Genomic DNA, 23,439 nt, shown 5'->3' with positions numbered 1-23,439 from the left:
GCGCCGTCCCGGCCGGATGGCCGGGGCGGCAGGTCAGCTTACTCTTCGAGACGATACCAGTCGGCGACGTTCCAGGTCTCGCTGTCCCAGGCGTTCAGCGCAACCCCGCCAAGCGTGTTGGAATGGGCCGAGGCCGTGCCGCGATAGACGATGGGGATGATCGCGTTGCTGTCCTTGGTCAGCATGTCGTTCATCTTGCGGCCCATCGTGGCGCGTTCGTCGGCATCGACGACACCCTCGATCTCGTCCACGAGACGGTCGAATTCCTCGTCGCAGAAGCGGCTGATGTTCTCGCCCTGCCACTGGTTCGCAGGCGAGGGCGCCTTGTTGCAGGTCCACTTGGCCAGGTAGGGCGCGGGGTTCGTGCCCTCGAAGTTGTCGGCATACATCTGCACGTCGGCATAGAACTTCTGCAGCGTGTCGGGCGATCCGGCGTCGGACCCGAAGAACACCGACGCATCGACGGTCTTCAGTTCGCTCTCGATGCCGATCTCGGACCACCACTGTTTGATCAGCGCCTGGAAGTCCTGCCGCACTGCGTTGACCGAGGTCTGGAACAGCATGCTGAGACGCACGCCGTCCTTTTCGCGAACACCATCGGGGCCGCGGACCCAGCCGGCTTCGTCCAGAAGGGCGTTCGCACCTTCGATGTCCTGGGTCAGGCATTCGGTATTGTCCGACGCCCAGGCTTCGGGGGCGGGGACATAGTTGCAGGTCGGCTGGCCGGCAAGACCATAGCCTATTTCCACCAGCAGGCCGCGGTCGATGGCCATCGACAGCGCCGCGCGCACCGCCGGATCGCTCAGGAACGGGTGGGGATGCTCCAACGTCGACCGCTCGCCATCAGGCAGCGACGACGACGGGTCGGTCAGGTTCACGTGGATGCGTTCGACAAGGCTGCCGAAGGCGGCGGAGATCTTGCCGCGGCCCGCGGCCTCCATCCCGGCGATGACGTCGGGGGCCAGCTGGGTGTTCCAGGCATAGTCGAACTCGCCCGTCTCCAGCACGGACCGCGCGGCACCGGCCGCGTCGCCGCCGCCCTTGACCAGCATGGTCGCGAAGGCGGGCTTCTCGGGGTCGCGATATTCCGGGCTGGCTTCCAGCGTGATGGTGTCGTTCGTCAGGAATTCGGTCACGCGGAAGGCGCCGGTGCCGATGGGGTTGAAGTTCTGTTCGGTGCAGGTGGGGGCATTGGCGCCGATGCAGTTTTCGAACTGCGCCTTTTGCAGGATGGGCGACTGCCCGCCCACGAAGGCCGAGAACGGGTCGGGGCGGGGGGAATCGAAGTTCACGCGGACCGTGTGCGGGTCGACCGCCTCGATCGATGTGACGCCCTCGAACTTGGCCAGCTGCGAACAGCCGCCTTCGGGATGCATGCAGTATTCGCCGGTGAAGACGACGTCATCGGCGGTGAAGGGGGTGCCGTCCGACCACCTGATGTCGTCGCGCAGCTTCCAGGTGACCGACGTCAGGTCCTCGGCGATGCCGCCGTTTTCAAGCGACGGGATTTCCGTCACGAGGCGCGGGAAGATGTTGCCTTCGGTGTCATAGCCTGCCAGCGGTTCCAGCGTCAGGCTGCCGGCGATGATCTCCTTGGTGCCGCCCGACAGATAGGGGTTCATCGTCGAGGGCGCCTGCCACATGATGAGGTTCACCTGACCGTCGCTGCCGCGTTCGGCAAAGGCGGCAGAGGCCATCGCCAGCGTCGCGACAGCGCCCATCAACACGGTTTTCAGCTTCATTGCACTCTCCTGTTGGGTGTCCGGACCCGCGGGGATCATCGCCACCGTCAGCCATTCTTGGGCTGTTTCTTGTCCTGTTTCCGCCCCTTTGGGGGTGGTCGTGGTGTGTCGTCGTCCCTGCGGAATAAGGATATCATCGGACGAAGCTCATTTGAAAAGCAAGACCATTCGCGTCGGCCGTGACGCACGGTTTCGGCTTTGACTTTCGCAGGGCAGCGGCTAGCCTTTCAGCTGGGGCGCTGGAAGGAACCTGTCATGCTGGATCAACAACCGCTTGTTTCAATTGAAAAGCTTCGCGTCGAATTCGAAACTGGCGACGGCATCGTGGTGGGCGTCAAGGATGTCAGCTTCGACATCAAGCCGGGCGAATGCGTCTGCGTGGTGGGCGAATCCGGATCCGGCAAGTCGGTCAGTTCGCTGTCGCTGATGCGGCTGGTGGAGTTCGGCGGGGGCACCATCGCGGGCGGTCGGCTGATGTTCGAAAAGGCGGACGGCCAGGTGGTCGACCTTGCCATGCAGGGCAGCGCCGCGATGCGCGACATCCGCGGCAACCAGATCGGCATGATCTTTCAGGAACCCATGACGGCGCTTAACCCGGTCTTCACCGTCGGCGACCAGTTGGTCGAGGGGCTGATCGCCCATCGCGGCCTGAAGAAGGCCGAGGCACGCGCCCGCGCCCTCGAGATCCTGCGCCAGGTCCGCATCCCCGAGCCCGAACGTCGGCTGGACCAGTATCCGCATGAACTCTCGGGCGGCATGCGCCAGCGCGTCGTCATCGCCATCGCCATGGCCTGCGAGCCGCGTCTGCTGATCTGCGACGAACCCACGACCGCGCTGGACGTAACCATTCAGGCCGAGATCCTGGCCCTGATCGACCGGCTGAAGCGAGAAAAGCAGATTGCCGTTCTGTTCATCACCCATGACATGGCGGTGGTCGCGCAGATGGCAGACCGCGTCGTGGTCATGTACCGCGGCGACAAGGTCGAGGAAGGCCCGGTCCAGCAGATCTTCGAGAATCCGCAAAAGGATTATACCAAGATGCTGCTGGCCGCCGTACCGCGGCTGGGCGAGATGACCGGAAAGCCCGCGCCCGAACGCCTGCGCCTGATGGGCGACGGCAGCCATGCCGCACCGGAACCGATCATCGTGGCCGATCCCAGGCCGCTGCTGACGGTCAGGAACCTGACGACGCGCTTTGCCGTGAAGGGTGGCGTCCTGCGCCGCACCTTGGCGCGCGTTCACGCGGTCGAGGATGTCAGCTTCACCATAAACGCTGGCGAAACGCTGTCGCTGGTCGGGGAATCGGGCTGCGGGAAATCGACCTGCGGGCGGTCGATCCTGCGGCTGGTCGAACCTGAATCAGGCACGGTCGATCTCGGCGGCATCGACGTGCTGGCGCTGTCGCAGCGGGCGCTGCGCCGCGCACGCCGCGACATGCAGATGATCTTTCAGGACCCGTTCGCCAGCCTCGACCCGCACATGAAGCTGTATGACCAGGTGGCCGAGCCGATGCAGAACTATGGCATCGGCAGCCGAAGCGAACGCCAGGACCGGATCGCCGCGCTGTTCGACCGGGTGGAGTTGCCGCGCAGCTTCATGCGCCGCTACCCGCACGAGATGTCGGGCGGCCAGCGCCAGCGGATTGCCATCGCCCGGGCGCTGGCCCTGAACCCCAAGCTGATCATCGCCGACGAGGCCGTGTCGGCGCTGGACGTTTCGGTTCAGGCCCAGGTCCTGAACCTGCTGATGGAACTGCAGCAGGATCTGGGCATCTCGATGCTGTTCATCAGCCATGACATGGCGGTGGTCGAGCGCGTCAGCCATCATGTCGGCGTAATGTATCTGGGCCGCATCGTGGAACTGGGCACCCGACAGCAGGTGTTCGAGAACCCTCAGCACAGTTATACACGCCAGCTGATGTCGGCCGTGCCTGTCGCCGATCCCCGCCAGAAGAAAATCAGCGAGGATCTGAATTTCCGCCCGATCCCGTCGCCCATTCATTCGGTCGATTACCAGGCAGTCCCTTCGGCCTATCGCGAGGTCTCGCCCGGGCACCGGGTGCTGGTCGATCCGGCGACCCACTCGTGAAGGCCGCGCCGCCGATCGGCCCAGCTGCCACGCCGAGGTATCGCGCCGCGCTGCCCGACGCCGCGGATGTCATTGTCATCGGCGGTGGAATCGCAGGTGTCACCACGGCGCTTTACCTGGCGCGGGACGGGCAGCGGGTTGTTCTGTGCGAAAAGGGCGTGATCGCCGGCGAACAGTCCAGCCGCAACTGGGGCTGGGTCCGCGCGCAGGGCCGTGACGAGGCCGAGATCCCGATCATGCTGGAGGCCCGGCGCCTGTGGGCCTCCCTGGCGCAGGAATTGGGCGAACGGATCGGGCTGGTCACCTGCGGCGTCAGCTTCCTCGCCCCCGACGACGCCGCGCTGGCACGTTACGAGGCCTGGCTGGAGGTGGCGCGCCGCCACGGCCTCGACAGCCGGGTCGTCGGTCGCGATGCGTTGGCCCGTGACCTGCCCAACGCGGCCGACTGGGCAGGGGCGCTGCAGACGCCGTCGGACATGCGTGCCGAACCCGCTCATGCGGTGCCCGCCATCGCGGACCTGGCCGTGGCGGAAGGCGTGATGATCCGCGAACACTGCGCCGTTCGGACGCTGAACATGCAGAACGGCCGCGTCACTGGCGTCGTGACCGAAGACGGGCGCATCGCGGCCGACCGTGTCCTTCTGGCCGGCGGCGCCTGGTCAGGACTGTTCGCCGGCAATGCCGGGCTGAGCCTGCCGCAGCTGTCGGTTCGCGCGACCGTCGCCGCGACCGAGCCGATGCCCGATTTCTGGCCGGGCGCTGCGACGGATGCGAACTTTGCCTTCCGCCGCCGGGCGGATGGCGGCTATACGCTGGCCCCCGGCATGGCCCATGACTTCTGGATCGGGCGGGCGGCGGTGCGCCACCTGCGGACCTACCTGCCGATGATCCGCCGCGATCTGCGCCTGACGCGGTTGCAGGGCGCGGCCCCTCGCGGCTATCCCGACGCCTGGACGACACCGCGGCGGTGGAAGCCCGACGCGCCGTCGCCGTTCGAGGCGATGCGCGTGCTGTCCCCGGATCCGAACCCACGGCGGGTGGCGCGCCTGCAGGACGACTTTGCGGCGGCCTTCCCGCAGATCGGGCGGCCGCGCATTCGTGCGGCCTGGGCGGGCATGATCGACACGACGCCCGACCAGGTGCCGGTGCTGGACGAAACGCCGATCGGCGGCTTCTTTATCGCGACCGGGCTGTCGGGGCACGGCTTCGGGATCGGGCCGGGGATCGGTCGCGTCATGGCGGACCTGATTCAGGGCCGCGCCCCTGCCCATGACCTTCGCCGCTTCCGCTTTGCCCGTTTTTCGGACGGCTCGCCCGTCGAACTTGGCCCGGACCTGTAAAGCCCGCGCGGCCCTCTTGCAGATCATGCAGGAAATCGCCAACCTGCATTCCCGAAGGAGATCACCATGCCCGTCAAGAACCGTTTCGCCGAACTTCTGCCCGAGATCACCGCCTGGCGCCGGGACTTCCACGAACATCCAGAACTGCTCTATGACGTCCACCGCACGGCGGGCCGCGTGGCCGAACTGCTGCGCGAATTCGGCTGCGACGAGGTCACCGAGGGCGTGGGCCGCACCGGCGTCGTGGGCGTCATCAAGGGCAGGACCGACAGCAAGGGCCGCGTGATCGGCCTGCGCGCCGACATGGACGCGCTGCCGATCAGCGAACAGACGGGCGTGGAATACGCCTCCAAGACGCCGGGCAAGATGCATGCCTGCGGCCATGACGGGCACACCGCCATGCTATTGGGCGCGGCCAAGTACCTGGCCGAGACGCGCAACTTCGACGGCACCGCCATCGTGATCTTCCAGCCCGCCGAGGAAGGCGGGGCAGGGGGCGAGGCGATGGTGAAGGACGGCCTGGTCGACCGCTGGAAGATCGACGAATTCTACGGCATGCACAACATGCCGGGCATGCCGGTGGGCAGCTTCTCGATCCGTCCGGGGGCGATGATGGCCGCCGCCGACCAGTTCGACATCACCGTGACCGGCAAGGGCGGCCATGCCGCCAAGCCGCATGAATGCATCGACACGACGCTGACGGCCGCGCAGATCATCGTGGCCGTGCAATCGGTCGTGGCGCGCAACATCGACCCGCTGAAGAATGCCGTGATCTCGGTCTGCGTGGTCAGCACGGATTCGACGGCGCACAACGTGATCCCGCAGGTGGTCAAGCTGAAGGGCACCGCCCGCAGCCTGGACCCCGCCGTCCGCGACCAGCTGCAGGAAGGCATCACCCGCGTCGCCACCAACATCGCCGCTGCCATGGGCGCCAAGGCCGACATCAACTATGAGCGCGGCTATCCGGTCACCATGAACGACGAACAGGCGACGGATTGGGCGGCGGACGTTGCGCGCCAGATCGCCGGCGACATCAACATGGACATGCAGCCGATGATGGGCGGCGAGGATTTCAGCTATATGCTGAACGAACGCCCCGGCGCCTATATCTGGGTCGGCAACGGCGACACGGCGATGGTTCACCACCCCGCCTACAACTTCAACGACGATGCGATTCCGGCAGGCTCCAGCTGGTATGCCGGCATGGTCGAGGCGCGCCTGCCCGCCGCCTGATGTCGCGGGGCGCGCGCGCCCTGTCGCAAACGCGATTGTCATTCCCGGACAATCGGTCGAAATGTCCGTGGCGCGGGGCATGGTCCTCGCGCTTGGGCAACAAGGGGACGACCGACGCATGAAGAGCTATACCCTGCGCGTGACCTGCGCATCGACCCGCGGCATCGTCGCGGCGATCTCGGGTTTTCTGGCGGACGCGGATTGCAACATCACCGACAGCGCCCAGTTTGACGATGTGGAAACGGGGCGCTTCTTCATGCGCGTCAGCTTCCGGTCCGAAGGTGCCGCGACGCTGGACAGCCTGCGCGCAGGCTTTGCCGACATCGCGACGCGCTTCGGCATGCAGGCCGAAATCAGCGACGACAGCGTCAAGAAGAAGGTGCTGATCATGGTCAGCCGCTTCGGGCACTGCCTGAACGACCTGCTGTACCGCTGGCGCATCGGGGCGCTGCCGATCGACATCGTCGGCGTCATCTCGAACCACCATGAATACCAGAAGGTGGTCGTCAACCACGACATCCCCTTCCACATGATCCGCGTGACAGCCGACACCAAGGCCCAGGCCGAGGCGCAGCAGATGGAGATCATCGAGCAGACCGGCGCGGAACTGGTGGTCCTTGCCCGCTACATGCAGGTGCTGTCCGACCGGATGTGCCAGGAGATGTCGGGACGGATCATCAACATCCACCATTCCTTTCTGCCCAGTTTCAAGGGCGCGAACCCCTACAAGCAGGCGTATGAGCGGGGCGTGAAGCTGATCGGCGCGACCAGCCACTATGTCACCGCCGACCTGGACGAGGGGCCGATCATCGAGCAGGACACCGCACGCGTGACCCATGCGCAGTCGCCCGGTGACTATGTGAGCCTGGGCCGTGACGTCGAGGCGCAGGTGCTGGCCCGCGCGGTCCACGCGCATATCCATGGCCGCGTCTTCCTGAACGGCGCCAAGACGGTGGTCTTCCCCCCGTCCCCCGGCAGCTATGCCAGCGAACGCATGGGCTGAACCCGTCCGTCACGACGCGGGTCGGTCCGGATCGACGCCGATCTGCGCCAGGGCCGCGGTGGCCTTGGCCTGCGCATGAGATCGGATGCGCCCATGGACGGGCGTTTGCGCGCAAAGATCCCACCACCGGTGAAAATAGGGGAACTGCGCTGGCCGGATCGACTGCACCGGATTCAGCACCAGTTCCCCCGCGCGATCCTGCTGCACATGCCTGCTGATCGCCGCCTCCTGCGCCGGCGTCACAAGCCATTCGAAGGGCTTGGGCATGGTCCCGGCATAGTGGATCACCGCGGGCCGCGCCATCCTGCGGCCCTCCGGCTCGTCGAAGAACCGGTGGTTATAGCGGTCATGGGCCTGCGCGTAGTCGCTGCCGTGGGTCAGCGAATAGATGCCCTGATCGCCAAACGAAAGCCCCAGGTTGCCGCGTGCCCATTCGGCCGTCTGCAGATAGGCCTCCATCCCGATGTCGTCGCGGCGCATCCGGTCGAGGTCGATGACCATCGAACCGCTGTTCATCAGCCCGCGCGCCATCCGCCGCAGGGTTGGCAGGGTCGCGCCCCGCGCATGGGCGCGGATCGCCGGCCCGATCAGCAACGGCGGGCGATTGAGCCCTTCGCGGCAGGCGACAAGGCGGTGACCGAGAAAGGGATGCCGAAGAAGCGGGACCAGGTCACCCGTGACAAGAAGGTCCAGCGCATCGAGATAGATCACCCGGCTGACCGTTTCCGGGATGTGGCGATGGGCGGCCAGCCAAAGAAACCGGGCACTGTCCGGCTTACCGCCCAGGGCGCGCAGGCGGTCGAAGCTGGCCGGGTCGGGCAGCTTGATGGGACGCAGTTCCAGGTTCTGCAGCCCCTCGCAGAACCTCGTCAGGTCATGCATCTGCTTGGGTGGGATGCGCAGTTCCAGCAGCCAGAACACGATCCGGTCGCCGGGATGGGCGCGCGACAGCGACAGCAGCATGACCTGAAGCACGTCCACGTTCGGACCGCCGACCGAGGTCATCACGTCCAGGCGCGCCGGCGGTCTGCGACCGCCGTATCGCTGCGTGTGATACAGGTCCAAGGCGGCCGACCATCCGGATGGAAGGCTGCGATAGATCCGCTTGATCCACGGAGCGAACGGAGAAACACGCGACATGGACACCTGACGGAACTGAAGATGGCTTGTCCGGCCCCTCCAAGGCGAGCCGGACCTGCTGTCGCAGGCCGCATCGGGCGGCTCTGCGACAGCGTCGTCGTGTTACTGAGGGATCTGGGCGTCGATGCCTTCGACGAAGAAGTTCATCGACTGCAGTTCTTCGTCCGAGGCGGTCTCACCCTCGGCCAGCCATCCGGTGCCGTCGGCCTTGTTCAGCGGCCCCGTGAATGGGTGGTATTCGCCCGCCGCAATGGAAGCGCGCAGCGCCTCGGCCTCGGCCTTGACGTCGGCGGGAACCGCTTCGGTGATTTCGCCGATGGCCACGATGCCGTCGCCGATGCCGCCCCAGATCGCTTCCGGTTCCCAGGTGCCGTCCAGGATGCGGCCGACGCTTTTCACGTAATGTGCGCCCCAGTTGTTGTAGACCGAGGAGATGCGGGGGGCGGGCGCAAAGGACGACATGTCGCTGGCCTGGCCAAAGCCGTACTTGCCGGCCTGCTGCAGCTGCGCCAGCGGCGCCGTCGAGTTGGTGTGCTGCAGGATCACGTCGACCCCTTCGGCCATCAGGGCGTTGGCCGCGTCGGCCTCTTTCGCGGGGTCGAACCAGCTGTAGGCCCAGACCACGCGCATTTCGACGTCCGGGTTGACCTTCTTGGCATGGATATAGGCTGAATTGATGCCCTGGATCACTTCGGGGATCGGAAAGGTGGCGATATAGCCGATCTTGTTCGTTTCCGTCATCCGCCCGGCGATCGTGCCGGTCACGGCGCGGCCTTCGTAGAAGCGGCCGTCATAGGTGCCGACATTCTCGGCCCGTTTGTAGCCGGTGTTGTGTTCGAACCTGATGTCGGGGAACTTGGCCGCGACGTTCATGACCGCATCCATGTAGCCGAAGCTGGTCGCATAGATCACGTCGTTTCCGGCCAGCGCCAGCTGTGTCAGCGCCCGTTCGGCATCGACGCCTTCCGGCACGCTTTCCAGGTAGGTCGTCTCGACCCGGTCGCCGAACTCTTCCTCGACCGCCTGGCGGCCCAGATCGTGCTGATAGGTCCAGCCGCCGTCGCTGACCGGCCCGACATAGATGAAGCCGACCTTCAGCGGCTCGTCCTGGGCCATGGCGGGGACGGCCAGCGCCATCATCAGCGCCGAGGCCGAGGCCAGAAGGGTTCTGCGTTGCATGTTCGTCTATCCTCTTGGGGTCTGGAGGCTGCGCCCTAGCGCAGCGCGTGGAAATTGATCCCGAGCGAGCCGGGTGCCGCGCCGCCTGCGTGGCGGCTGAACTTCTGCCGGGCCGAAATCAGGACCAGCACCAGGATGGTCGCCAGATAGGGTGCCATCGACAACAGCTGCACCGGCACGTCCACGCCCGCCGCCTGCAGGCGCAGTTGCAGCACCGTGACGCCGCCGAAAAGCCAGGCGCCAGCCAGAACGCCCGGTGCGGTCCAGCGCGAAAAGACCACGATGGCCAGCGCGATCCACCCCGCGCCGGCGGTCATGCCCTCGGTCCATTGCAGCACCGTCGCGATCGAGATGAAGGCGCCGCCGATGCCCGCCATCGCGCCGCCAAAGGCCACCGCTGCCGCCCGCGTTGCCCGGACGCCATAGCCGAGGGCGTGCGCCGCGTCGTGATTTTCCCCCACCCCCCGCAGGATCAGGCCCGCGCGAGAGCGGTTGAGGAACCACCAGATCGCCGGCACCATCGCAAGGCCCAGCCAGACGATCCAGTTGATGCGCAGCGGTCCCATCGGCATGGGCGGCGCCCTCACCCCTTCGAACGGCTTGCCAAACATGGCGGCCAGGCCCAGCCCGAACAGCGTCAGCGCCAGCCCCGAGGCGACCTGATTGGCCAGGAACACCTGCGTCAGCAGCGCAAACAGCATCGAGATCGTGGCTCCGGCCAGTGCCGCCACGAGAAACCCGAGAAACGGGTTGCCGCTGGCATAGGCGGCGGCAAAGCCCGCCAATGCGCCCGCGATCATCATTCCCTCGACGCCCAGGTTCAGTACGCCGGCGCGTTCGACGACAAGTTCGCCCAGTGCGGCAAAAAGGATCGGCGTCGAGGCGGACAGAAGCAGCAGGAAGACGGAGATCGGGTCGATCATGCGGCGATGCTCCGGCGGATCTGGAAACGGGTCAGCAGGTCGAAGCCTAGCAGGAAGAACAGCAGCATCCCCTGGAAGACCTGGACGGTGGCAGCGGGCAGGGCCATGGTCAGTTGCGCCAGTTCGCCGCCGATATAGGTCAGCGCCAGCAGCAGCCCGGCCAGCAGGATGCCCACCGGGTGCAGCCGTCCCAGAAAGGCCACGATGATCGCGGTAAAGCCGTAGCCGACGCCTAGCTGGGCGGTGACCTGCCCGGCGGGACCAGAAACCTCGAACAGACCCGCGGCCCCGGCCAATGCGCCCGAGAGCCCCAGGCAGAAGGCGACCAGCGTTTGCGGGTTCACGCCTGCAAAGCGCGCCGCGCGGGGCGCGATGCCGGCAGCGCGGAGGTGGAATCCGCGGATGTGGCGGCTCATCAGGAACCAGGTCGCCAGCACGGCCAAGGCCGCCGCGACGACGCCCCAATGTGCGCCGGTCCCGGTCAATAGTTCAGGGTTCGCTGCGGACGGATACTGCTGCAGGTTCCGCGATCCGGGAAAGCCCATGCCCTCGGGGTTGCGCATCGGGCCGAAGGCCATCCAGGCCGCGATACGCTGCGCGACATAGACCAGCATCAGCGACACCAGGATCTCGGACGCGCCAAACCAGTTGCGCAGAAGGGCGGGGATCATGCCCCAGGCCCACCCCCCCGCCAGCCCAGCCAGCACCATGACCGGAAACAGCCACCAGGCCTCCAGCGGATAGAGCGCAAGCGCGACGGCGGCCCCGGTGATGCCGCCGATGATGTACTGCCCCTCGGCCCCGATGTTCCAGATGCCGGCGCGGAAGCCCACGGCCAGCCCCGAGGCGATCAGGATCAGCGGCGCGGCCTTCACCAGAAGCTGAGGGCGCGAATAGGAAGCGGCCGGACCGAAAAGCGGGTCCCAGAAGATCGTCCGGATCGCCGCCACCGGGTCATATCCAATGATCGCGAACAGGATTCCGCCCGCGACCATCGTGGCCAGCACGGCCAGCAGCGGCGTCGCGATCTGCCAGCCGTTCGAGACGCCTTGACGGGGGACAAGCTGGATCATGCCCGCGCCTCCTCCATCCCGTGGGCGCCGCCCAGCATCAGGCCGATGCGGTCCAGCGTCAGGCCGGCGGTCGGGACGGGGTCGGACAGCCGCCCCTCGTTCAGCGCGCAGAAGCGGTCGGAGAGTTCCAAAAGCTCATCCAGGTCCTGAGAGATCACGATGACGCCCGCGCCGCGGCGGGCAAGGTCCAGAAGCGACTGGCGCACGGCGGCGGCCGCGCCTGCATCGACGCCCCACGTGGGCTGGTTCACGACCAGCACGCGGGGGTCCTGCATGACCTCTCGGCCGACCACGAATTTCTGCAGGTTGCCGCCGGACAGGGCGCGGGCGGCGGTGCCGGGGCCGGGGGTGCGGACGTCGAAGTCGCGGATCACCGCCTCGGCATAGGTGCGGGCGCCGGCATGGTCGATCAGGCCGCCCCTGACCAGCGCCTTGCGCGCTCCTGCCGTCAGCAGCGTGTTTTCCGTCAGGCTGAAATCGGGTACGGCGGCATGCCCCAGCCGGTCTTCGGGGGCGGCCAGAAGGCCCGCGACTCGGCGCGGTTCGGGGCCCTTGCTGGACAGGTCCCGGCCCTCCAGCGCGATGGTGCCGGGCGTGCTGCGGACTTCGCCGGACAGCGCCGCCAGCAGTTCCTCCTGACCGTTGCCGGCGACGCCGCCGATGCCCAGGATCTCTCCCGCGCGCAGGGTCAGCGACACCCGTTTCAGGCGCATGCCCTCGGCGCTTGGCGCGGGCTGGGACAGCCCCTCCACCTTCAGCAGCACATCGCCCGCCTGGCGACCGCTGCGGTCGATCACCCGCATCTCTCCGCCGACCATCATCGCGGCCAGTTCGCGGGCCGACTGGGCGCGTGGATCGCAGCTGTCGACCACCTTCCCGTGGCGCAGGATCGTTGCGCAGTCGCAATGGGCGCGGATCTCCTCCAGCTTGTGGCTGATATAGAGGATCGCCGTGCCCGCTGCTGCCAGCTTGCGCAGGGTGGCGAACAGCAACTCCGCCTCTTGCGGGGTCAGCACGCTGGTCGGTTCGTCCATAATCAGCAGGCGCGGGTTCTGCAGCAGGCAGCGGATGATCTCGACCCGCTGGCGTTCGCCCGCCGACAAGGTGACGATGCGGCGGCCTGGGTTCAGCGGCAGGCCGAAGTCGTGGCTGACCTGGGTGATGCGTGCGGCCAGTTTCCGGCGCGGCGGCGGGTTCTCCATCCCCAGGGCGATGTTTTCGGCGACCGTCAGCGCATCGAACAGGCTGAAATGCTGGAACACCATCGCGACGCCCGCCGCCCGCGCTGCCCGCGGGTCGGTCGGGGCATGGGGGTCGTCACCCAGCCACATCCGCCCGTCGTCGGGCCGGACAAGGCCATAGATCATCTTGACCAGCGTGGACTTCCCGGCGCCGTTCTCGCCCAGAAGGGCGTGAATCTCTCCGGCCGCGACGGCAAAGGACACGTCGTCATTGGCGCGCACACCAGGATAGCTTTTCCCGATCCGCTCGGCGCGGAACACGTTGGCCGTCAAATCCTGTCCCCTCGTTTTTTGTCCATCTGGTCAAACCAGACATGCTTATCGCGCTTTCGCAACCGGGGGCAATTGAACTGTTTGGCCAGCCTGCGATAGTGATCCCAGCATGACCGTGAAATCCCCCCGATTCATCCACCTTCGCACACATTCCGAGCATTCGTTGCTGGAAGGTGCCATTCCCGTGGGCAAACTGCCTGCCTTGGCGGCAGATGCCGGCATGCCCGCCGTGGCGCTGACGGATACGAACAACATGTTCGCCGCCTTGGAATTCAGCGTGAAGGCCAGGGACAACGGGGTCCAGCCCATCGTCGGCTGCCAGGTGACGCTGGCTGCGGACGCGACGGGGCCGGTGGTCCTTTTGGCGCAGAACCAGGCAGGGTGGCTGAACCTGATGTCGCTGTCCACCTGCCTTTATCTGCGCGAAGGCGGCGCGCTGCCGCATGTGACGGTCGAGGAGCTGTGCGAACGGGCCGAGGGGCTGATCTGCCTGACCGGCGGCGCGACAGGGCCATTGGGGGCGCTGATCGCGCAGGGGCAGGCCGACAAGGCCGCGGCACTGGCCGACCGGCTGGCCGGCGCCTTTCCGTCGCGGCTTTATGTCGAGCTGCAGCGCCATCCAGGCGAAAACGGCCAGTTGATGGCCGCCGAGGCGGCATCCGAGGCCGGGCTGATCGAGCTGGCCTATGGCCGCGACCTGCCGCTGGTCGCCACGAACGACGTCTATTTCCCCAAGACGACGATGTACGAGGCGCATGACGCGCTGATCTGCATTGCGGAAAAGGCCTATGTCGACCAGTCGCAGCCCCGCCGCCGCCTGACGCCGCAGCACTATTTCAAGTCGCCCGAAGAAATGGCGGTCCTGTTCGCGGACCTGCCCGAGGCGATCGAGAACACCGTCGAGATCGCCCGCCGCTGCGCATTTGCCGTCAAGAAGCACGCCCCGATCCTGCCGCGCTTCGCCGATGACGAGGTGGCCGAACTGCGCCGCCAGGCCCGCGAGGGGCTTGAGGCGCGGCTGAAGGTCATCCCGCACGCCGTCAGCGTCGAGGAATACCACGCCCGCCTGGATTTCGAGCTGAACATCATCGAGCAGATGGGCTTTCCCGGCTATTTCCTGATCGTCGCGGACTTCATCGGATGGGCCAAGGCGCAGGGCATCCCTGTCGGGCCGGGCCGGGGATCGGGCGCGGGGTCGCTGGTGGCCTATGCGCTGACCATCACCGACCTTGATCCGCTGGCCTATTCGCTGCTCTTCGAACGCTTCCTGAACCCGGAACGGGTTTCGATGCCGGACTTCGACATCGACTTCTGCATGGACCGCCGCGAGGAGGTGATCCGTTACGTGCAGGGCAAGTACGGTGCCGACAAGGTCGGGCAGATCATCACCTTCGGTGCGCTTTTGTCCAAGGCCGCCGTCCGCGACGTGGGCCGGGTGCTGCAGCTGCCCTTCGGACAGGTCGACCGCCTGTCCAAGATGATTCCGGTGGAAGGGGTCAAGCCCGTCAGCATCACCAAGGCCCGCGCCGACGAACCCCGCTTGCGCGAGGCGGCGCGCGAAGAGGTGGTGAAGCGTCTTCTGGACTACGCCGAACAGCTGGAGGGGCTTTACCGCAACGCCTCGACCCACGCCGCCGGGGTGGTCATCGGCGACCGGCCGCTGGACCGTCTGGTGCCGCTCTATCGCGACCCTGCGTCCGACATGCCGGCGACGCAGTTCAACATGAAATGGGTCGAACAGGCCGGGCTGGTGAAGTTCGACTTCCTGGGCCTGAAGACGCTGACGGTGATCCAGAATGCGGTGGACCTGATCAACGGCGCGGGCCGTCCTTTGCATGTCTGCGCCGAGGGGCGGCCGCTTTACGACCCTGCGCCGGGAACGGAAAACCAGATCAACCTGATCCCGCTGCACGACAAGGCCAGCTATGACCTGTTCGCCAGCGCCCGGACGGTGGCGGTGTTCCAAGTTGAAAGCTCGGGGATGATGGACGCGCTGCGGCGCATGAAGCCCACCTGCATCGAGGATATCGTGGCTCTGGTGGCGCTTTATCGCCCCGGCCCGATGGAGAACATCCCGACCTATTGCGAGGTCAAGAACGGCCTGCGCGAACTGGAATCGATCCATCCGTCGATCGACCACATCCTGGCGGAAACCCAGGGCATCATCGTCTATCAGGAACAGGTGATGCAGATCGCCCAGGTCATGGCAGGCTATTCGCTGGGCGGCGCCGACCTGCTTCGCCGCGCCATGGGCAAGAAGATCGCCGCCGAGATGGCCAAGGAACGCCCCAAGTTTATCAAGGGCAGCGTCGCCAACGGCGTGTCTGAAAAGAAGGCGGGCGAAGTCTTCGACCTGCTGGAGAAGTTCGCCAACTACGGCTTCAACAAGTCGCATGCGGCGGCCTATGCGGTGGTCAGCTATCAGACCGCCTGGCTGAAGGCCAACCACCCGGTCGAATTCATGGCTGCGGTGATGAACTGCGATATCCACCTGACCGACAAGCTGGCGATCTACAAGCGCGAGTGCGACCGCATGGGGATCGAGATCGTGCCGCCCTGCGTCAACCGCTCGGCCCCGACCTTCACGGTCGGTCCGGGGCGCATCTATTACGCGCTGGGTGCGCTGAAGGGCGTGGGCCTTGACGCGATGGGCCTGATCCATCAGGCGCGGGGCGACACACCCTTCCGCGACATCCACGACTTCGCCCGTCGCGTCGACATGAAGCGCGTTGGCAAGCGCCCGCTGGAGATGCTGGCCCGTGCCGGGGCCTTCGATGGGCTGGACGACAACCGGGCGCGGGTGATGAAGGCGCTGGATGCGCTCTGCGCCTGGTCGGCGGCGGTGCAGGAACAGGCTGCATCGGCGCAGACGTCGCTGTTTGGCGGGGGCGAGGACCTCCCGCCGCCGCGTCCGCCGCTGACCGGCATCTGGCTGCCCACCGAGAAACTGGGCGAGGAACACAAGGCCATTGGCTTCTACCTGTCGGGCCACCCGCTGGACGATTATCAGCCGGCGCTGAAGCGCAAGAAGGTCCAGACCCTGGCCGAGATCAGCCAGGACGCCCTGAACGGGCCGCTTGTGGCGCAGATCGCCGGAACCGTCGCCGCCCGGATGGAGCGGAAGTCGGCCAAAGGCACGCAATATGCCTTTGTCGCCCTGTCCGATCCCACCGGTCTCTACGAGGTCACGGTGTTCTCCGATCTGCTGAACGCGTCGCGCGACAAGCTGGAGCCGGGGGCGAACGTCGTGCTGCAGGTCAAGGTCGAACCCTCGGGTGACCAGGTGAAGATGCTGGCGAACTCGGTGGCCGCGCTCGAGGATTTCGTGGCCGATGCCGGCGCCGGCTGCCTTGCCGTCGAGATGCAGGGTGCCGACACGATCCCGCGCCTGGTCGAGGTGCTGACCCGCATCCGAACCGAGGTCGTCGCGCCCTCCCGCGCCCGCGGGCCCATCCGGTTGCGGATCCGCGAGGGTGACGAGGTGATCGAGATCGAGGTCGCCAATGACGCCCCCCTGACCACACCCGCCCGACAGGCCCTGCGCGCCATTCCGGGGGTTCTAGATGTGGTCGAGGAATAGCGGCACTGCATGGCCTGGCGCGAGACGCCAGGGCTTTGCCCCCTAGGCAAATGTTCGCGCTTCGTGCTAACCCTTGGAAAAAGAGGGCAGCATGAAGGTCTTGGGCATAGATCCCGGTTTGCGGAACATGGGCTGGGGGGTGATCGAAGTCGAGGGACCGCGGCTCCGCCACGTCGCCAACGGCACGATCCATTCGGACGGCGCGCAGGATCTTGGTGCACGGCTGTCCGTGCTTTTCCGGGGTCTCTGCGCCGTCATCTCAGCGCATGCGCCCGACGAAGCCGCCGTCGAGCAGACCTTCGTGAACAAGGACGCCACCGGGACGCTGAAGCTGGGCCAGGCGCGTGGCGTCGCGCTTCTGGCCCCGGCCGAGGCTGGGATCGCCATCGGCGAATATGCCCCGAACGCGGTCAAGAAGACGGTCGTCGGTGTGGGGCATGCCGGCAAGGAGCAGGTGCAGCACATGGTTCGCGTTCAACTGCCCGGCGTCCGGTTCGACAGCCCTGATGCGGCCGACGCTCTGGCGATTGCGATCTGCCATGCCCGGCATCTGCAAGGCCGCACCCTCCGCGTGGCGAGGTCGGCATGATCGGGCGGATCGCAGGCGTGATCATCCATCGGGCGCGCGATCAGGTGCTGATCGACGTGCGCGGTGTGGGCTATATCGTGCATGTCAGCGAACGGACGGCGGCGGGCCTGCCGCCGGTCGGGCAGGCAGCCGCGCTTTATACAGAGTTACTGGTGCGCGAGGACCTGCTGCAGCTGTTCGGTTTCCCGACCATGCTGGAAAAGGAATGGCATCGGCTGCTGACTTCGGTCCAGGGGGTCGGCGCCAAGGTGTCGCTGGCGATCCTTGGGACGCTTGGGCCGGAGGGTCTGGGTCGGGCTATCGCGTTGGGCGACTGGTCCTCGGTCCGGAAGGCGAACGGCGTCGGACCCAAGCTGGCGCAGCGGATCGTGCTGGAGTTGAAGGACAAGGCGCCGTCGGTGATGGCCCTGGGCGGCGCGCTGACGGTCGATGCTGGGGACGTTGCCGCGGGCGGTGGTGCGGACGAGCCGGGCATCGAGCTCGGCCCGTCCGCCGCCTCGGCGCCGGGGTCGATCCCCGGCGACGAGGCGCGCCCTGCCGCTGGCGGTGGCTTGGCGGGTCAGGCAATGGCGGATGCCCTGTCGGCGCTGACCAACCTCGGCTATGCTCCCTCAGAGGCGGCCAGTGCCGTGGCCGAGGCGCAGGCGCGGGAACCCGGTGCCGCCATGCCCGCGTTGATCCGCGCGGCGCTGCGGTTGCTGGCGCCCAAGGACTGACAAGAGGTCGCATCATGGCTGGAAACGTCAAGGTCTTCATGCTGATGGCCGCGCTGACCGCGCTGGTCATGGCGCTCGGCTGGATGCTGGGCGGGCAGGGCGGCGCGCTGATCGCGCTGCTGATCGCCGGGGGCATGAACTTCTTCAGCTACTGGAACAGCGACAAGATGGTCCTTCGCCAGCAGGGCGCGGTCGAGCTTTCGCCGGATCATGGGGACGGCCTCTTCGACCTGACCGCCGAGCTGGCGCGGCGGGCCGATCTGCCGATGCCGAAGCTCTACCTGCTGCCTACGCGGCAGCCCAACGCCTTTGCCACCGGCCGGAACCCCGACAATGCCGCCGTTGCGGTCACGCAGGGTCTGGTGGACACGCTGAGCCGTGACGAGATCGCGGGGGTCATTGCCCACGAGCTGGCGCATGTCAAGCATCGCGACACGCTGACGATGACGGTGACCGCCACCATGGCTGGCGCGATCGCCATGATGGGGAACATGATGCTGTTCATGGGCGGCCGAGAAGGGCGCGGGGGGGCCTTCGGCGGCATTCTTGCCATGATCTTCGCGCCGCTGGCTGCGATGATGGTGCAGATGGCGATCTCTCGCGCCCGCGAGTACGAGGCCGACGCGACCGGAGCCGTCATCTGCGGGCAGCCGCGGGCGCTGGCATCGGCGCTGCAGCGAATTGCCGTGGCGGCGGGGCGGACGGTGAACGTTCCGGCCGAGCGCAACCCGGCGGCGGCGTCAATGTTCATCATCAATCCGCTGCACGCGCTGCGGGCCGACAAGCTGTTTTCGACCCACCCCCCGACCGAGGAGAGGATCGCCCGCCTCATGGCCATGGACGGCAGCGCACATCCGGCCCCGACCGCCGCCCCGGCGGGCCTGAGCCCGAGCCGCATCCCCCGAACCGGCCCCCGCATGCCTTGGGGCCGGGGATGAGCCAGCCCGATCCAGTCCTGCGCCCTGAGGCGCTGGAGAGCGACGCCGAGGATCGCGCGCTGCGTCCGCAGAACCTTTCCGAGTTCGTGGGTCAGGCCGAGGCGCGGGCGAACCTCAAGGTGTTCATCGAAAGCGCCAAGATGCGCGGCAAGGCGATGGATCACACGCTGTTTTTCGGGCCGCCCGGCCTCGGCAAGACCACGCTGGCGCAGATCATGGCGCGCGAGCTGGGCGTGAACTTCCGCATGACCTCGGGTCCCGTCATTGCGCGGGCGGGCGATCTGGCGGCAATCCTGACAAATCTAGAGGCTCGCGACGTTCTCTTCATCGACGAGATCCACCGGATGAACCCGGCGGTGGAGGAGGTCCTTTATCCGGCGATGGAAGATTTCGAGCTGGACCTGGTCATCGGCGAAGGTCCGGCCGCACGGACCGTCAGAATCGAGCTGCAGCCGTTCACGCTGGTCGGGGCGACAACGCGGCTTGGCCTGCTGACCACGCCGTTGCGCGACCGATTCGGCATTCCGACCCGGCTGCAGTTCTACGAGATCGCGGAACTGGATCTGATCGTGCAGCGCGGTGCCCGGCTGATGGGCATCGGCGCCGACCCGGAGGGGACGCTGGAAATTGCGCGTCGGGCGCGGGGGACGCCTCGAATTGCCGGTCGGCTGCTGCGCCGGGTGGTCGATTTCGCCTTGGTCGAAGGCAACGGGCGCCTGACACGAGAGATCGCGGACATCGCGCTGACCCGGCTTGGCGTCGACGATATCGGCCTTGACGGGGCCGACCGGCGTTACCTGACGCTGATGGCGCAGCACTATGGCGGCGGCCCGGTGGGCGTCGAGACGCTCTCGGCCGCGCTCTCCGAAAGCCGCGATGCCATCGAGGAGGTGATCGAGCCCTACCTGCTGCAGCAGGGCCTGATCGCGCGGACCCCGCGCGGGCGCCAGCTGGCGGCGCGCGCCTGGCGGCACCTGGGTTTGGACATGCCGGTGCCGCGGGGCCAGGGGACGCTTTTCGACGGCTGATTGCACAACGCGCAAAACCGCCCTAGCGTGCGCGCATGAGCCACGAGATGACCCTTCGCGTCTATTACGAGGATACCGACCTTGCCGGTATCGTCTATTACGCCAACTATCTGAAATTCATCGAGCGCGGGCGGTCGGAATGGCTGCGTGCGCTTGGGATCGACCAGCTGCGGATGCAGCGCGAAACCGGCCATGTCTTCGCCGTCCGCCGGGTCGAGGCCGACTATCTTCGGCCTGCCCGGTTCGACGACCTGCTGACTCTCCAGACCGCACTGGCGCAGGCCAGCCCCGCGCGGATCGTCGTCGTTCAAGAGGTGCGGCGTGGCGACCAGCTGCTGTTCACCGCACGCGTGACGGTCGCATGTCTGGACGGGCAGGGGCGGCCGGTGCGGCTGCCAGCGATGTTGAGGACGGCCATAGATGACTGAAAGGCGCATCGCGATGTGGTCGGGGCCGCGAAACCTGTCCACCGCGATGATGCGCAGCTTCTGCGCCCGCGGCGACTGCGCCTGCGTGGACGAGCCGTTCTATGCCCACTACCTGCTGCGGACCGGCCTGCCGCATCCGATGCGCGACGAGGTGATCGCCAGCCAGCCTGCCGAGTGGCGCGACGTGCTGCCGGACCTGACCAGCCGTCCCGTCGGTCGCCGGCTGCAATACCAGAAGCACATGGTCCAGCACATGCTGCCGGGCATGGGCCTGGACTGGACCGCCGACGTCACCAACATCTTCCTGATTCGTGAACCCGAACGGGTTGCGGCATCTTTTGCGGCCAAGCGCGGTCTGCCCGACCCGGCAGAGTTGGGCTTTGACCGGCAATGGCAGATGTGGCGGCAGATGGCCGAACGCGGCCCCGCGCCCGTCGTGATCGACAGCGCCGCCATCCGCCGCGACCCCGAGGCGGCGTTGAGGGCGCTTTGCACCGCCATCGAGATCGACTGGACCCCTGCGATGCTGTCCTGGACGCCCGGCCCCCACCCCGAGGACGGGGTCTGGGGCCGCGTGTGGTACGACGCCGTCAACCGCTCGACCGGTTTCGGCGGCCCCGAGGGGCCGTTGCCGGACCTGCAGGGTGATCTTGCGGCGCTGGCGGCGGCGCTGCGCCCGTCCTATCGGGCAATTGCGGCACATCGGCTGCGGATCGTGTAAAACTGACGCCATTGTGTTGCCTTTGGGGATGAAACCCTTGCTAGGAACACGATAAAGGGCGCTGAACGCCGGGCTGTGTCCAGCAGCCACGGGCCATGAAGATGAGGCAGTGACAATGGAACCCATTCAGGCCGCCGAGGCCATCGACTTTTCGGCCGTCGCATTGTTCTGGCGATCGTCCCTGACGGTGCAGATCGTGATGGTCCTGCTGATCGTGGCCTCGTTCTGGTCCTGGGCGATCATCGTCCAGAAGTTCCTTGTCTTCGCCCGCGCCCGGACCGAAGCCAGCCGCTTCGACCGCGCCTTCTGGTCGGGCGAACCGCTGGACGATCTCTATGACCGGCTGGGGGATCGTCCCAAGGGCGCATCCGAGCGGATCTTCACCGCCGGCATGACGGAATGGCGGCGCAGCCACCGCGACGACGGGCGGCTGATCCCCGGCGGCATCGCCCGCATCGACCGCGCGATGAATGTGGCTATCCAGCGCGAGGAGGGCCGCCTGTTCCGCGGCCTGTCCTTCCTGGCCACCGTCGGATCGACCGCGCCCTTCATCGGCCTTTTCGGCACGGTCTGGGGCATCAAGACTGCCTTCGAAGGCATCGCCCTCACGCAGGACACCAGCCTTGCGGTCGTCGCCCCCGGCATCGCCGAGGCGCTTCTGGCCACCGCGCTCGGCCTTGTCGCGGCAATTCCGGCCGTTGTCTTCTACAACAAGCTGTCGGGCGACGCCGAACGCATCACCGGCGGGTGGGAGGCGTTCTCGGACGAGTTCTCGACCCTGCTGTCGCGCCAGATGGATGAGGGCTGAGCCATGGCATCCTCGGTCGTCAAGCGGGTCAGGGCCAAGGGCAGGCGGCGCAACCTGCCCATGTCCGAGATCAACGTCACGCCCTTCGTGGACGTGATGCTGGTGCTGCTGATCATCTTCATGGTGGCCGCGCCGCTGATGACGGCTGGCGTGCCGCTGAACCTGCCCGAAACTGCCGCCAATGCCGTGCCCACGGAACAGGAAGAGCCGCTGGTGATCTCGATCCCCGCCGACGGCAGCATGCAGATCATGGACCAGCCGGTGGCCGACGACCAGGTCGTGACGACGCTGCGCGCGGCGCTGGCCGACCGCCAGTCGGGCAGGGTCTTCCTGCGGGCCGACGGCGCGATCCCCTATTCCCGCGTGGTGCAGATAATGGGCGCGCTGAACGCCGCGGGCATTACCGACATCGTGCTGGTCACCGAGACCGGCGGGCCCCGGATGGACGGCTGATCATGGACGAGCGCGAGGGCCGCATCGGTTACTGGATCTCGGGGGTGACGCACGGGTCGCTGATCCTCTGGGCGGTGCTGGGCGGCGCGCTGTTCCGGCCGCAGCCCAGCCCGCCGGTGCGCACGACCGAGGTGTCGACCATCAGCGGCGCCGAGTTCGAGGCGCTGGCCGCCGCATCCCGCGGAGCAGGTCCCGTGGGCGCCGATGCGACGGCCGTGGCCAGCCTGCCCGATCCGTCCGCCAGCGCCGAGGATGGCGCCGCGCGACCCGCCGACGCAACACCGCCGCAATCCGCCGATGCCGGCGAACTGGCGGCCCCCGACGCTGCCGAGGCCGCGCCGGACTTGGAAGATCTTGCCGCGCTTGCCCCTGCGCCCGTCGATGTCGCCACCGACCTGCCCGAACCGGTGCCGCCCCAGGATGACACCGCGGTGCCCCTGCCGACGCCAGCGGCCCCGCCCGCGGCGCCCTCGGCCGAAGCGCAGCCGTCGCAGCCCGCCGCCCCGCAACCCGACGCCGCGGCCGATCCGGTGGCGCCGCGCTCGGCGCTGGCGCTGGACCAGTCGCCGCGGCCCCAGGATCGCCCCGAGGATCTGGTCGCCAACTACAACCGCCGGCAGGCCGAAGCTGCCGCGGCCCGCCAGGCCGCAGCCGAGGCCGCGACTCGGGCCGAGGCAGAGCGTCAGGCCGCCGCCGAGGCCGCCGAACGCGCGGCCGAGGAGCGCCGTGCCGCCGAAGCCGCCGAAGCCGCCGAACGCGCCGCGGAGGAACGACGCGCCGCTGAGGCTGCCGAACGTGCGGCCGAGGAGCAGCGCGCCGCCGAGGCCGCCGAGGCCGCCGAGCGCGAGGCGGAGGAGCAACGCGCCGCCGAGGCCGCCGAGCGCGCGGCCGAGGAGCAACGCGCCGCTGAGGCCGCCGAGCGCGTGGCCGAGGAGCAACGCGC

Annotated in this window: 19 protein-coding genes and 1 pseudogene; 14 read left to right on the top strand and 6 right to left on the bottom strand. The window is 67.3% G+C overall.

Annotation, left to right across the window (positions count from 1 at the left end):
* Positions 1-38: 38 nt before the first annotated feature.
* Entirely contained in the window at positions 39-1,742 is a 1,704-nt protein-coding gene (locus tag OC159_RS07505; RefSeq protein WP_265500535.1) for a peptide ABC transporter substrate-binding protein, read from the bottom strand.
* A 255-nt stretch (positions 1,743-1,997) separates the two neighbouring features.
* On the opposite strand from OC159_RS07505, the gene OC159_RS07500 reads away from it, so the two are divergent.
* From OC159_RS07500 to purU, 4 genes are all read left to right on the top strand, one after another.
* Entirely contained in the window at positions 1,998-3,830 is a 1,833-nt protein-coding gene (locus tag OC159_RS07500; protein ID WP_265500534.1) for an ABC transporter ATP-binding protein, read from the top strand.
* On the top strand, positions 3,827-5,170 hold the full coding sequence (locus tag OC159_RS07495; RefSeq protein ID WP_265500533.1) for an NAD(P)/FAD-dependent oxidoreductase: 1,344 nt from the start codon (positions 3,827-3,829) through the stop codon (positions 5,168-5,170). The genes OC159_RS07500 and OC159_RS07495 overlap by 4 nt, the downstream gene beginning before the upstream one ends.
* A 66-nt stretch (positions 5,171-5,236) precedes the next feature.
* Positions 5,237-6,403 carry a M20 aminoacylase family protein gene (locus tag OC159_RS07490; RefSeq protein WP_265500532.1) on the top strand — a complete coding sequence of 389 codons (1,167 nt, stop codon included), beginning with the start codon at positions 5,237-5,239 and terminating at the stop codon, positions 6,401-6,403.
* A gap of 118 nt (positions 6,404-6,521) precedes the next feature.
* On the top strand, positions 6,522-7,406 hold the full coding sequence (purU, locus tag OC159_RS07485) for a formyltetrahydrofolate deformylase (RefSeq protein ID WP_265500531.1): 885 nt from the start codon (positions 6,522-6,524) through the stop codon (positions 7,404-7,406).
* A 9-nt stretch (positions 7,407-7,415) separates the two neighbouring features.
* Here the strand turns inward: purU and OC159_RS07480 are convergent, their stop codons facing one another.
* From OC159_RS07480 to OC159_RS07460, 5 genes are all read right to left on the bottom strand, one after another.
* The gene (locus OC159_RS07480) at positions 7,416-8,546 is read right to left on the bottom strand and encodes a glycosyltransferase family 8 protein (protein WP_265500530.1); all 1,131 of its coding nucleotides are present in this window, start codon (positions 8,544-8,546) and stop codon (positions 7,416-7,418) included.
* 102 nt (positions 8,547-8,648) lie between these two features.
* The gene (locus OC159_RS07475) at positions 8,649-9,725 is read right to left on the bottom strand and encodes a BMP family ABC transporter substrate-binding protein (RefSeq protein ID WP_265500529.1); all 1,077 of its coding nucleotides are present in this window, start codon (positions 9,723-9,725) and stop codon (positions 8,649-8,651) included.
* Positions 9,726-9,760: 35 nt separating this feature from the next.
* Positions 9,761-10,648 (bottom strand): ABC transporter permease, encoded by an 888-nt coding sequence (locus OC159_RS07470; protein ID WP_265500528.1) that lies wholly within the window; start codon positions 10,646-10,648, stop codon positions 9,761-9,763.
* Positions 10,645-11,721 carry an ABC transporter permease gene (locus tag OC159_RS07465; protein ID WP_265500527.1) on the bottom strand — a complete coding sequence of 359 codons (1,077 nt, stop codon included), beginning with the start codon at positions 11,719-11,721 and terminating at the stop codon, positions 10,645-10,647. The genes OC159_RS07470 and OC159_RS07465 overlap by 4 nt, the downstream gene beginning before the upstream one ends.
* Positions 11,718-13,235, bottom strand: a complete 1,518-nt coding sequence (locus OC159_RS07460; RefSeq protein ID WP_265500526.1) for an ABC transporter ATP-binding protein — start codon at positions 13,233-13,235, stop codon at positions 11,718-11,720. Before OC159_RS07460 ends, OC159_RS07465 begins: the two co-directional genes overlap by 4 nt.
* A 109-nt stretch (positions 13,236-13,344) precedes the next feature.
* Between OC159_RS07460 and dnaE the strand changes: the two genes are divergently transcribed.
* The 10 genes and pseudogenes from dnaE to OC159_RS07410 all read left to right on the top strand — a co-directional run.
* Positions 13,345-16,815 (top strand): DNA polymerase III subunit alpha, encoded by a 3,471-nt coding sequence (gene dnaE / locus OC159_RS07455; RefSeq protein WP_265500525.1) that lies wholly within the window; start codon positions 13,345-13,347, stop codon positions 16,813-16,815.
* 91 nt (positions 16,816-16,906) lie between these two features.
* Complete coding sequence (ruvC, locus tag OC159_RS07450; RefSeq protein WP_265500524.1) at positions 16,907-17,404, top strand: crossover junction endodeoxyribonuclease RuvC; 498 nt, start codon at positions 16,907-16,909, stop codon at positions 17,402-17,404.
* Positions 17,401-18,120: a Holliday junction branch migration protein RuvA gene (gene ruvA, locus OC159_RS07445; RefSeq protein WP_265500523.1), complete on the top strand. Its 720-nt coding sequence runs from the start codon at positions 17,401-17,403 to the stop codon at positions 18,118-18,120. Before ruvC ends, ruvA begins: the two co-directional genes overlap by 4 nt.
* A 14-nt stretch (positions 18,121-18,134) precedes the next feature.
* A complete protein-coding gene (gene htpX, locus OC159_RS07440; RefSeq protein WP_265500522.1) occupies positions 18,135-19,058 on the top strand; it encodes a zinc metalloprotease HtpX in 924 nt (307 codons plus the stop codon).
* Positions 19,055-20,086 (top strand): Holliday junction branch migration DNA helicase RuvB, encoded by a 1,032-nt coding sequence (ruvB, locus tag OC159_RS07435; RefSeq protein WP_265500521.1) that lies wholly within the window; start codon positions 19,055-19,057, stop codon positions 20,084-20,086. The genes htpX and ruvB overlap by 4 nt, the downstream gene beginning before the upstream one ends.
* Before the next feature lie 35 nt (positions 20,087-20,121).
* Positions 20,122-20,514, top strand: coding sequence for a tol-pal system-associated acyl-CoA thioesterase (gene ybgC / locus OC159_RS07430; RefSeq protein ID WP_322626716.1), 393 nt, complete (start codon positions 20,122-20,124; stop codon positions 20,512-20,514).
* Positions 20,507-21,235, top strand: coding sequence for a sulfotransferase-like domain-containing protein (locus OC159_RS07425; RefSeq protein ID WP_265500520.1), 729 nt, complete (start codon positions 20,507-20,509; stop codon positions 21,233-21,235). The genes ybgC and OC159_RS07425 overlap by 8 nt, the downstream gene beginning before the upstream one ends.
* Positions 21,236-21,350: 115 nt before the next feature.
* The gene (gene tolQ, locus OC159_RS07420; protein ID WP_265500519.1) at positions 21,351-22,043 is read left to right on the top strand and encodes a protein TolQ; all 693 of its coding nucleotides are present in this window, start codon (positions 21,351-21,353) and stop codon (positions 22,041-22,043) included.
* Between the two features lie 3 nt (positions 22,044-22,046).
* Positions 22,047-22,496: a protein TolR gene (tolR, locus tag OC159_RS07415; protein WP_265500518.1), complete on the top strand. Its 450-nt coding sequence runs from the start codon at positions 22,047-22,049 to the stop codon at positions 22,494-22,496.
* 2 nt (positions 22,497-22,498) lie between these two features.
* Positions 22,499-23,439, top strand: a pseudogene (locus OC159_RS07410) (protein TolA); the annotation flags it as partial.

Source organism: Paracoccus beibuensis (assembly GCF_026162625.1).
Lineage (GTDB): Bacteria > Pseudomonadota > Alphaproteobacteria > Rhodobacterales > Rhodobacteraceae > Paracoccus > Paracoccus beibuensis.
Note: the sequence above shows the minus strand (reverse complement) of the source record. Positions and strands in the feature narration are given on the sequence as shown.

Excerpts from the sequence above, each read along its gene's own strand:
- OC159_RS07470 (WP_265500528.1), bottom strand. The coding sequence starts at position 10,648 with ATGATCGACCCGATCTCCGTCTTCCTGCTGCTTCTGTCCGCCTCGACG.
- OC159_RS07480 (WP_265500530.1), bottom strand. The coding sequence starts at position 8,546 with ATGTCGCGTGTTTCTCCGTTCGCTCCGTGGATCAAGCGGATCTATCGC.
- OC159_RS07500 (WP_265500534.1), top strand. The coding sequence starts at position 1,998 with ATGCTGGATCAACAACCGCTTGTTTCAATTGAAAAGCTTCGCGTCGAA.
- ruvC (WP_265500524.1), top strand. The coding sequence starts at position 16,907 with ATGAAGGTCTTGGGCATAGATCCCGGTTTGCGGAACATGGGCTGGGGG.
- ruvB (WP_265500521.1), top strand. The coding sequence starts at position 19,055 with ATGAGCCAGCCCGATCCAGTCCTGCGCCCTGAGGCGCTGGAGAGCGAC.
- OC159_RS07475 (WP_265500529.1), bottom strand. The coding sequence starts at position 9,725 with ATGCAACGCAGAACCCTTCTGGCCTCGGCCTCGGCGCTGATGATGGCG.
- htpX (WP_265500522.1), top strand. The coding sequence starts at position 18,135 with ATGGCTGGAAACGTCAAGGTCTTCATGCTGATGGCCGCGCTGACCGCG.
- OC159_RS07425 (WP_265500520.1), top strand. The coding sequence starts at position 20,507 with ATGACTGAAAGGCGCATCGCGATGTGGTCGGGGCCGCGAAACCTGTCC.
- dnaE (WP_265500525.1), top strand. The coding sequence starts at position 13,345 with ATGACCGTGAAATCCCCCCGATTCATCCACCTTCGCACACATTCCGAG.
- ruvA (WP_265500523.1), top strand. The coding sequence starts at position 17,401 with ATGATCGGGCGGATCGCAGGCGTGATCATCCATCGGGCGCGCGATCAG.
- OC159_RS07465 (WP_265500527.1), bottom strand. The coding sequence starts at position 11,721 with ATGATCCAGCTTGTCCCCCGTCAAGGCGTCTCGAACGGCTGGCAGATC.
- tolR (WP_265500518.1), top strand. The coding sequence starts at position 22,047 with ATGGCATCCTCGGTCGTCAAGCGGGTCAGGGCCAAGGGCAGGCGGCGC.
- purU (WP_265500531.1), top strand. The coding sequence starts at position 6,522 with ATGAAGAGCTATACCCTGCGCGTGACCTGCGCATCGACCCGCGGCATC.
- OC159_RS07505 (WP_265500535.1), bottom strand. The coding sequence starts at position 1,742 with ATGAAGCTGAAAACCGTGTTGATGGGCGCTGTCGCGACGCTGGCGATG.
- OC159_RS07490 (WP_265500532.1), top strand. The coding sequence starts at position 5,237 with ATGCCCGTCAAGAACCGTTTCGCCGAACTTCTGCCCGAGATCACCGCC.
- tolQ (WP_265500519.1), top strand. The coding sequence starts at position 21,351 with ATGGAACCCATTCAGGCCGCCGAGGCCATCGACTTTTCGGCCGTCGCA.
- ybgC (WP_322626716.1), top strand. The coding sequence starts at position 20,122 with ATGAGCCACGAGATGACCCTTCGCGTCTATTACGAGGATACCGACCTT.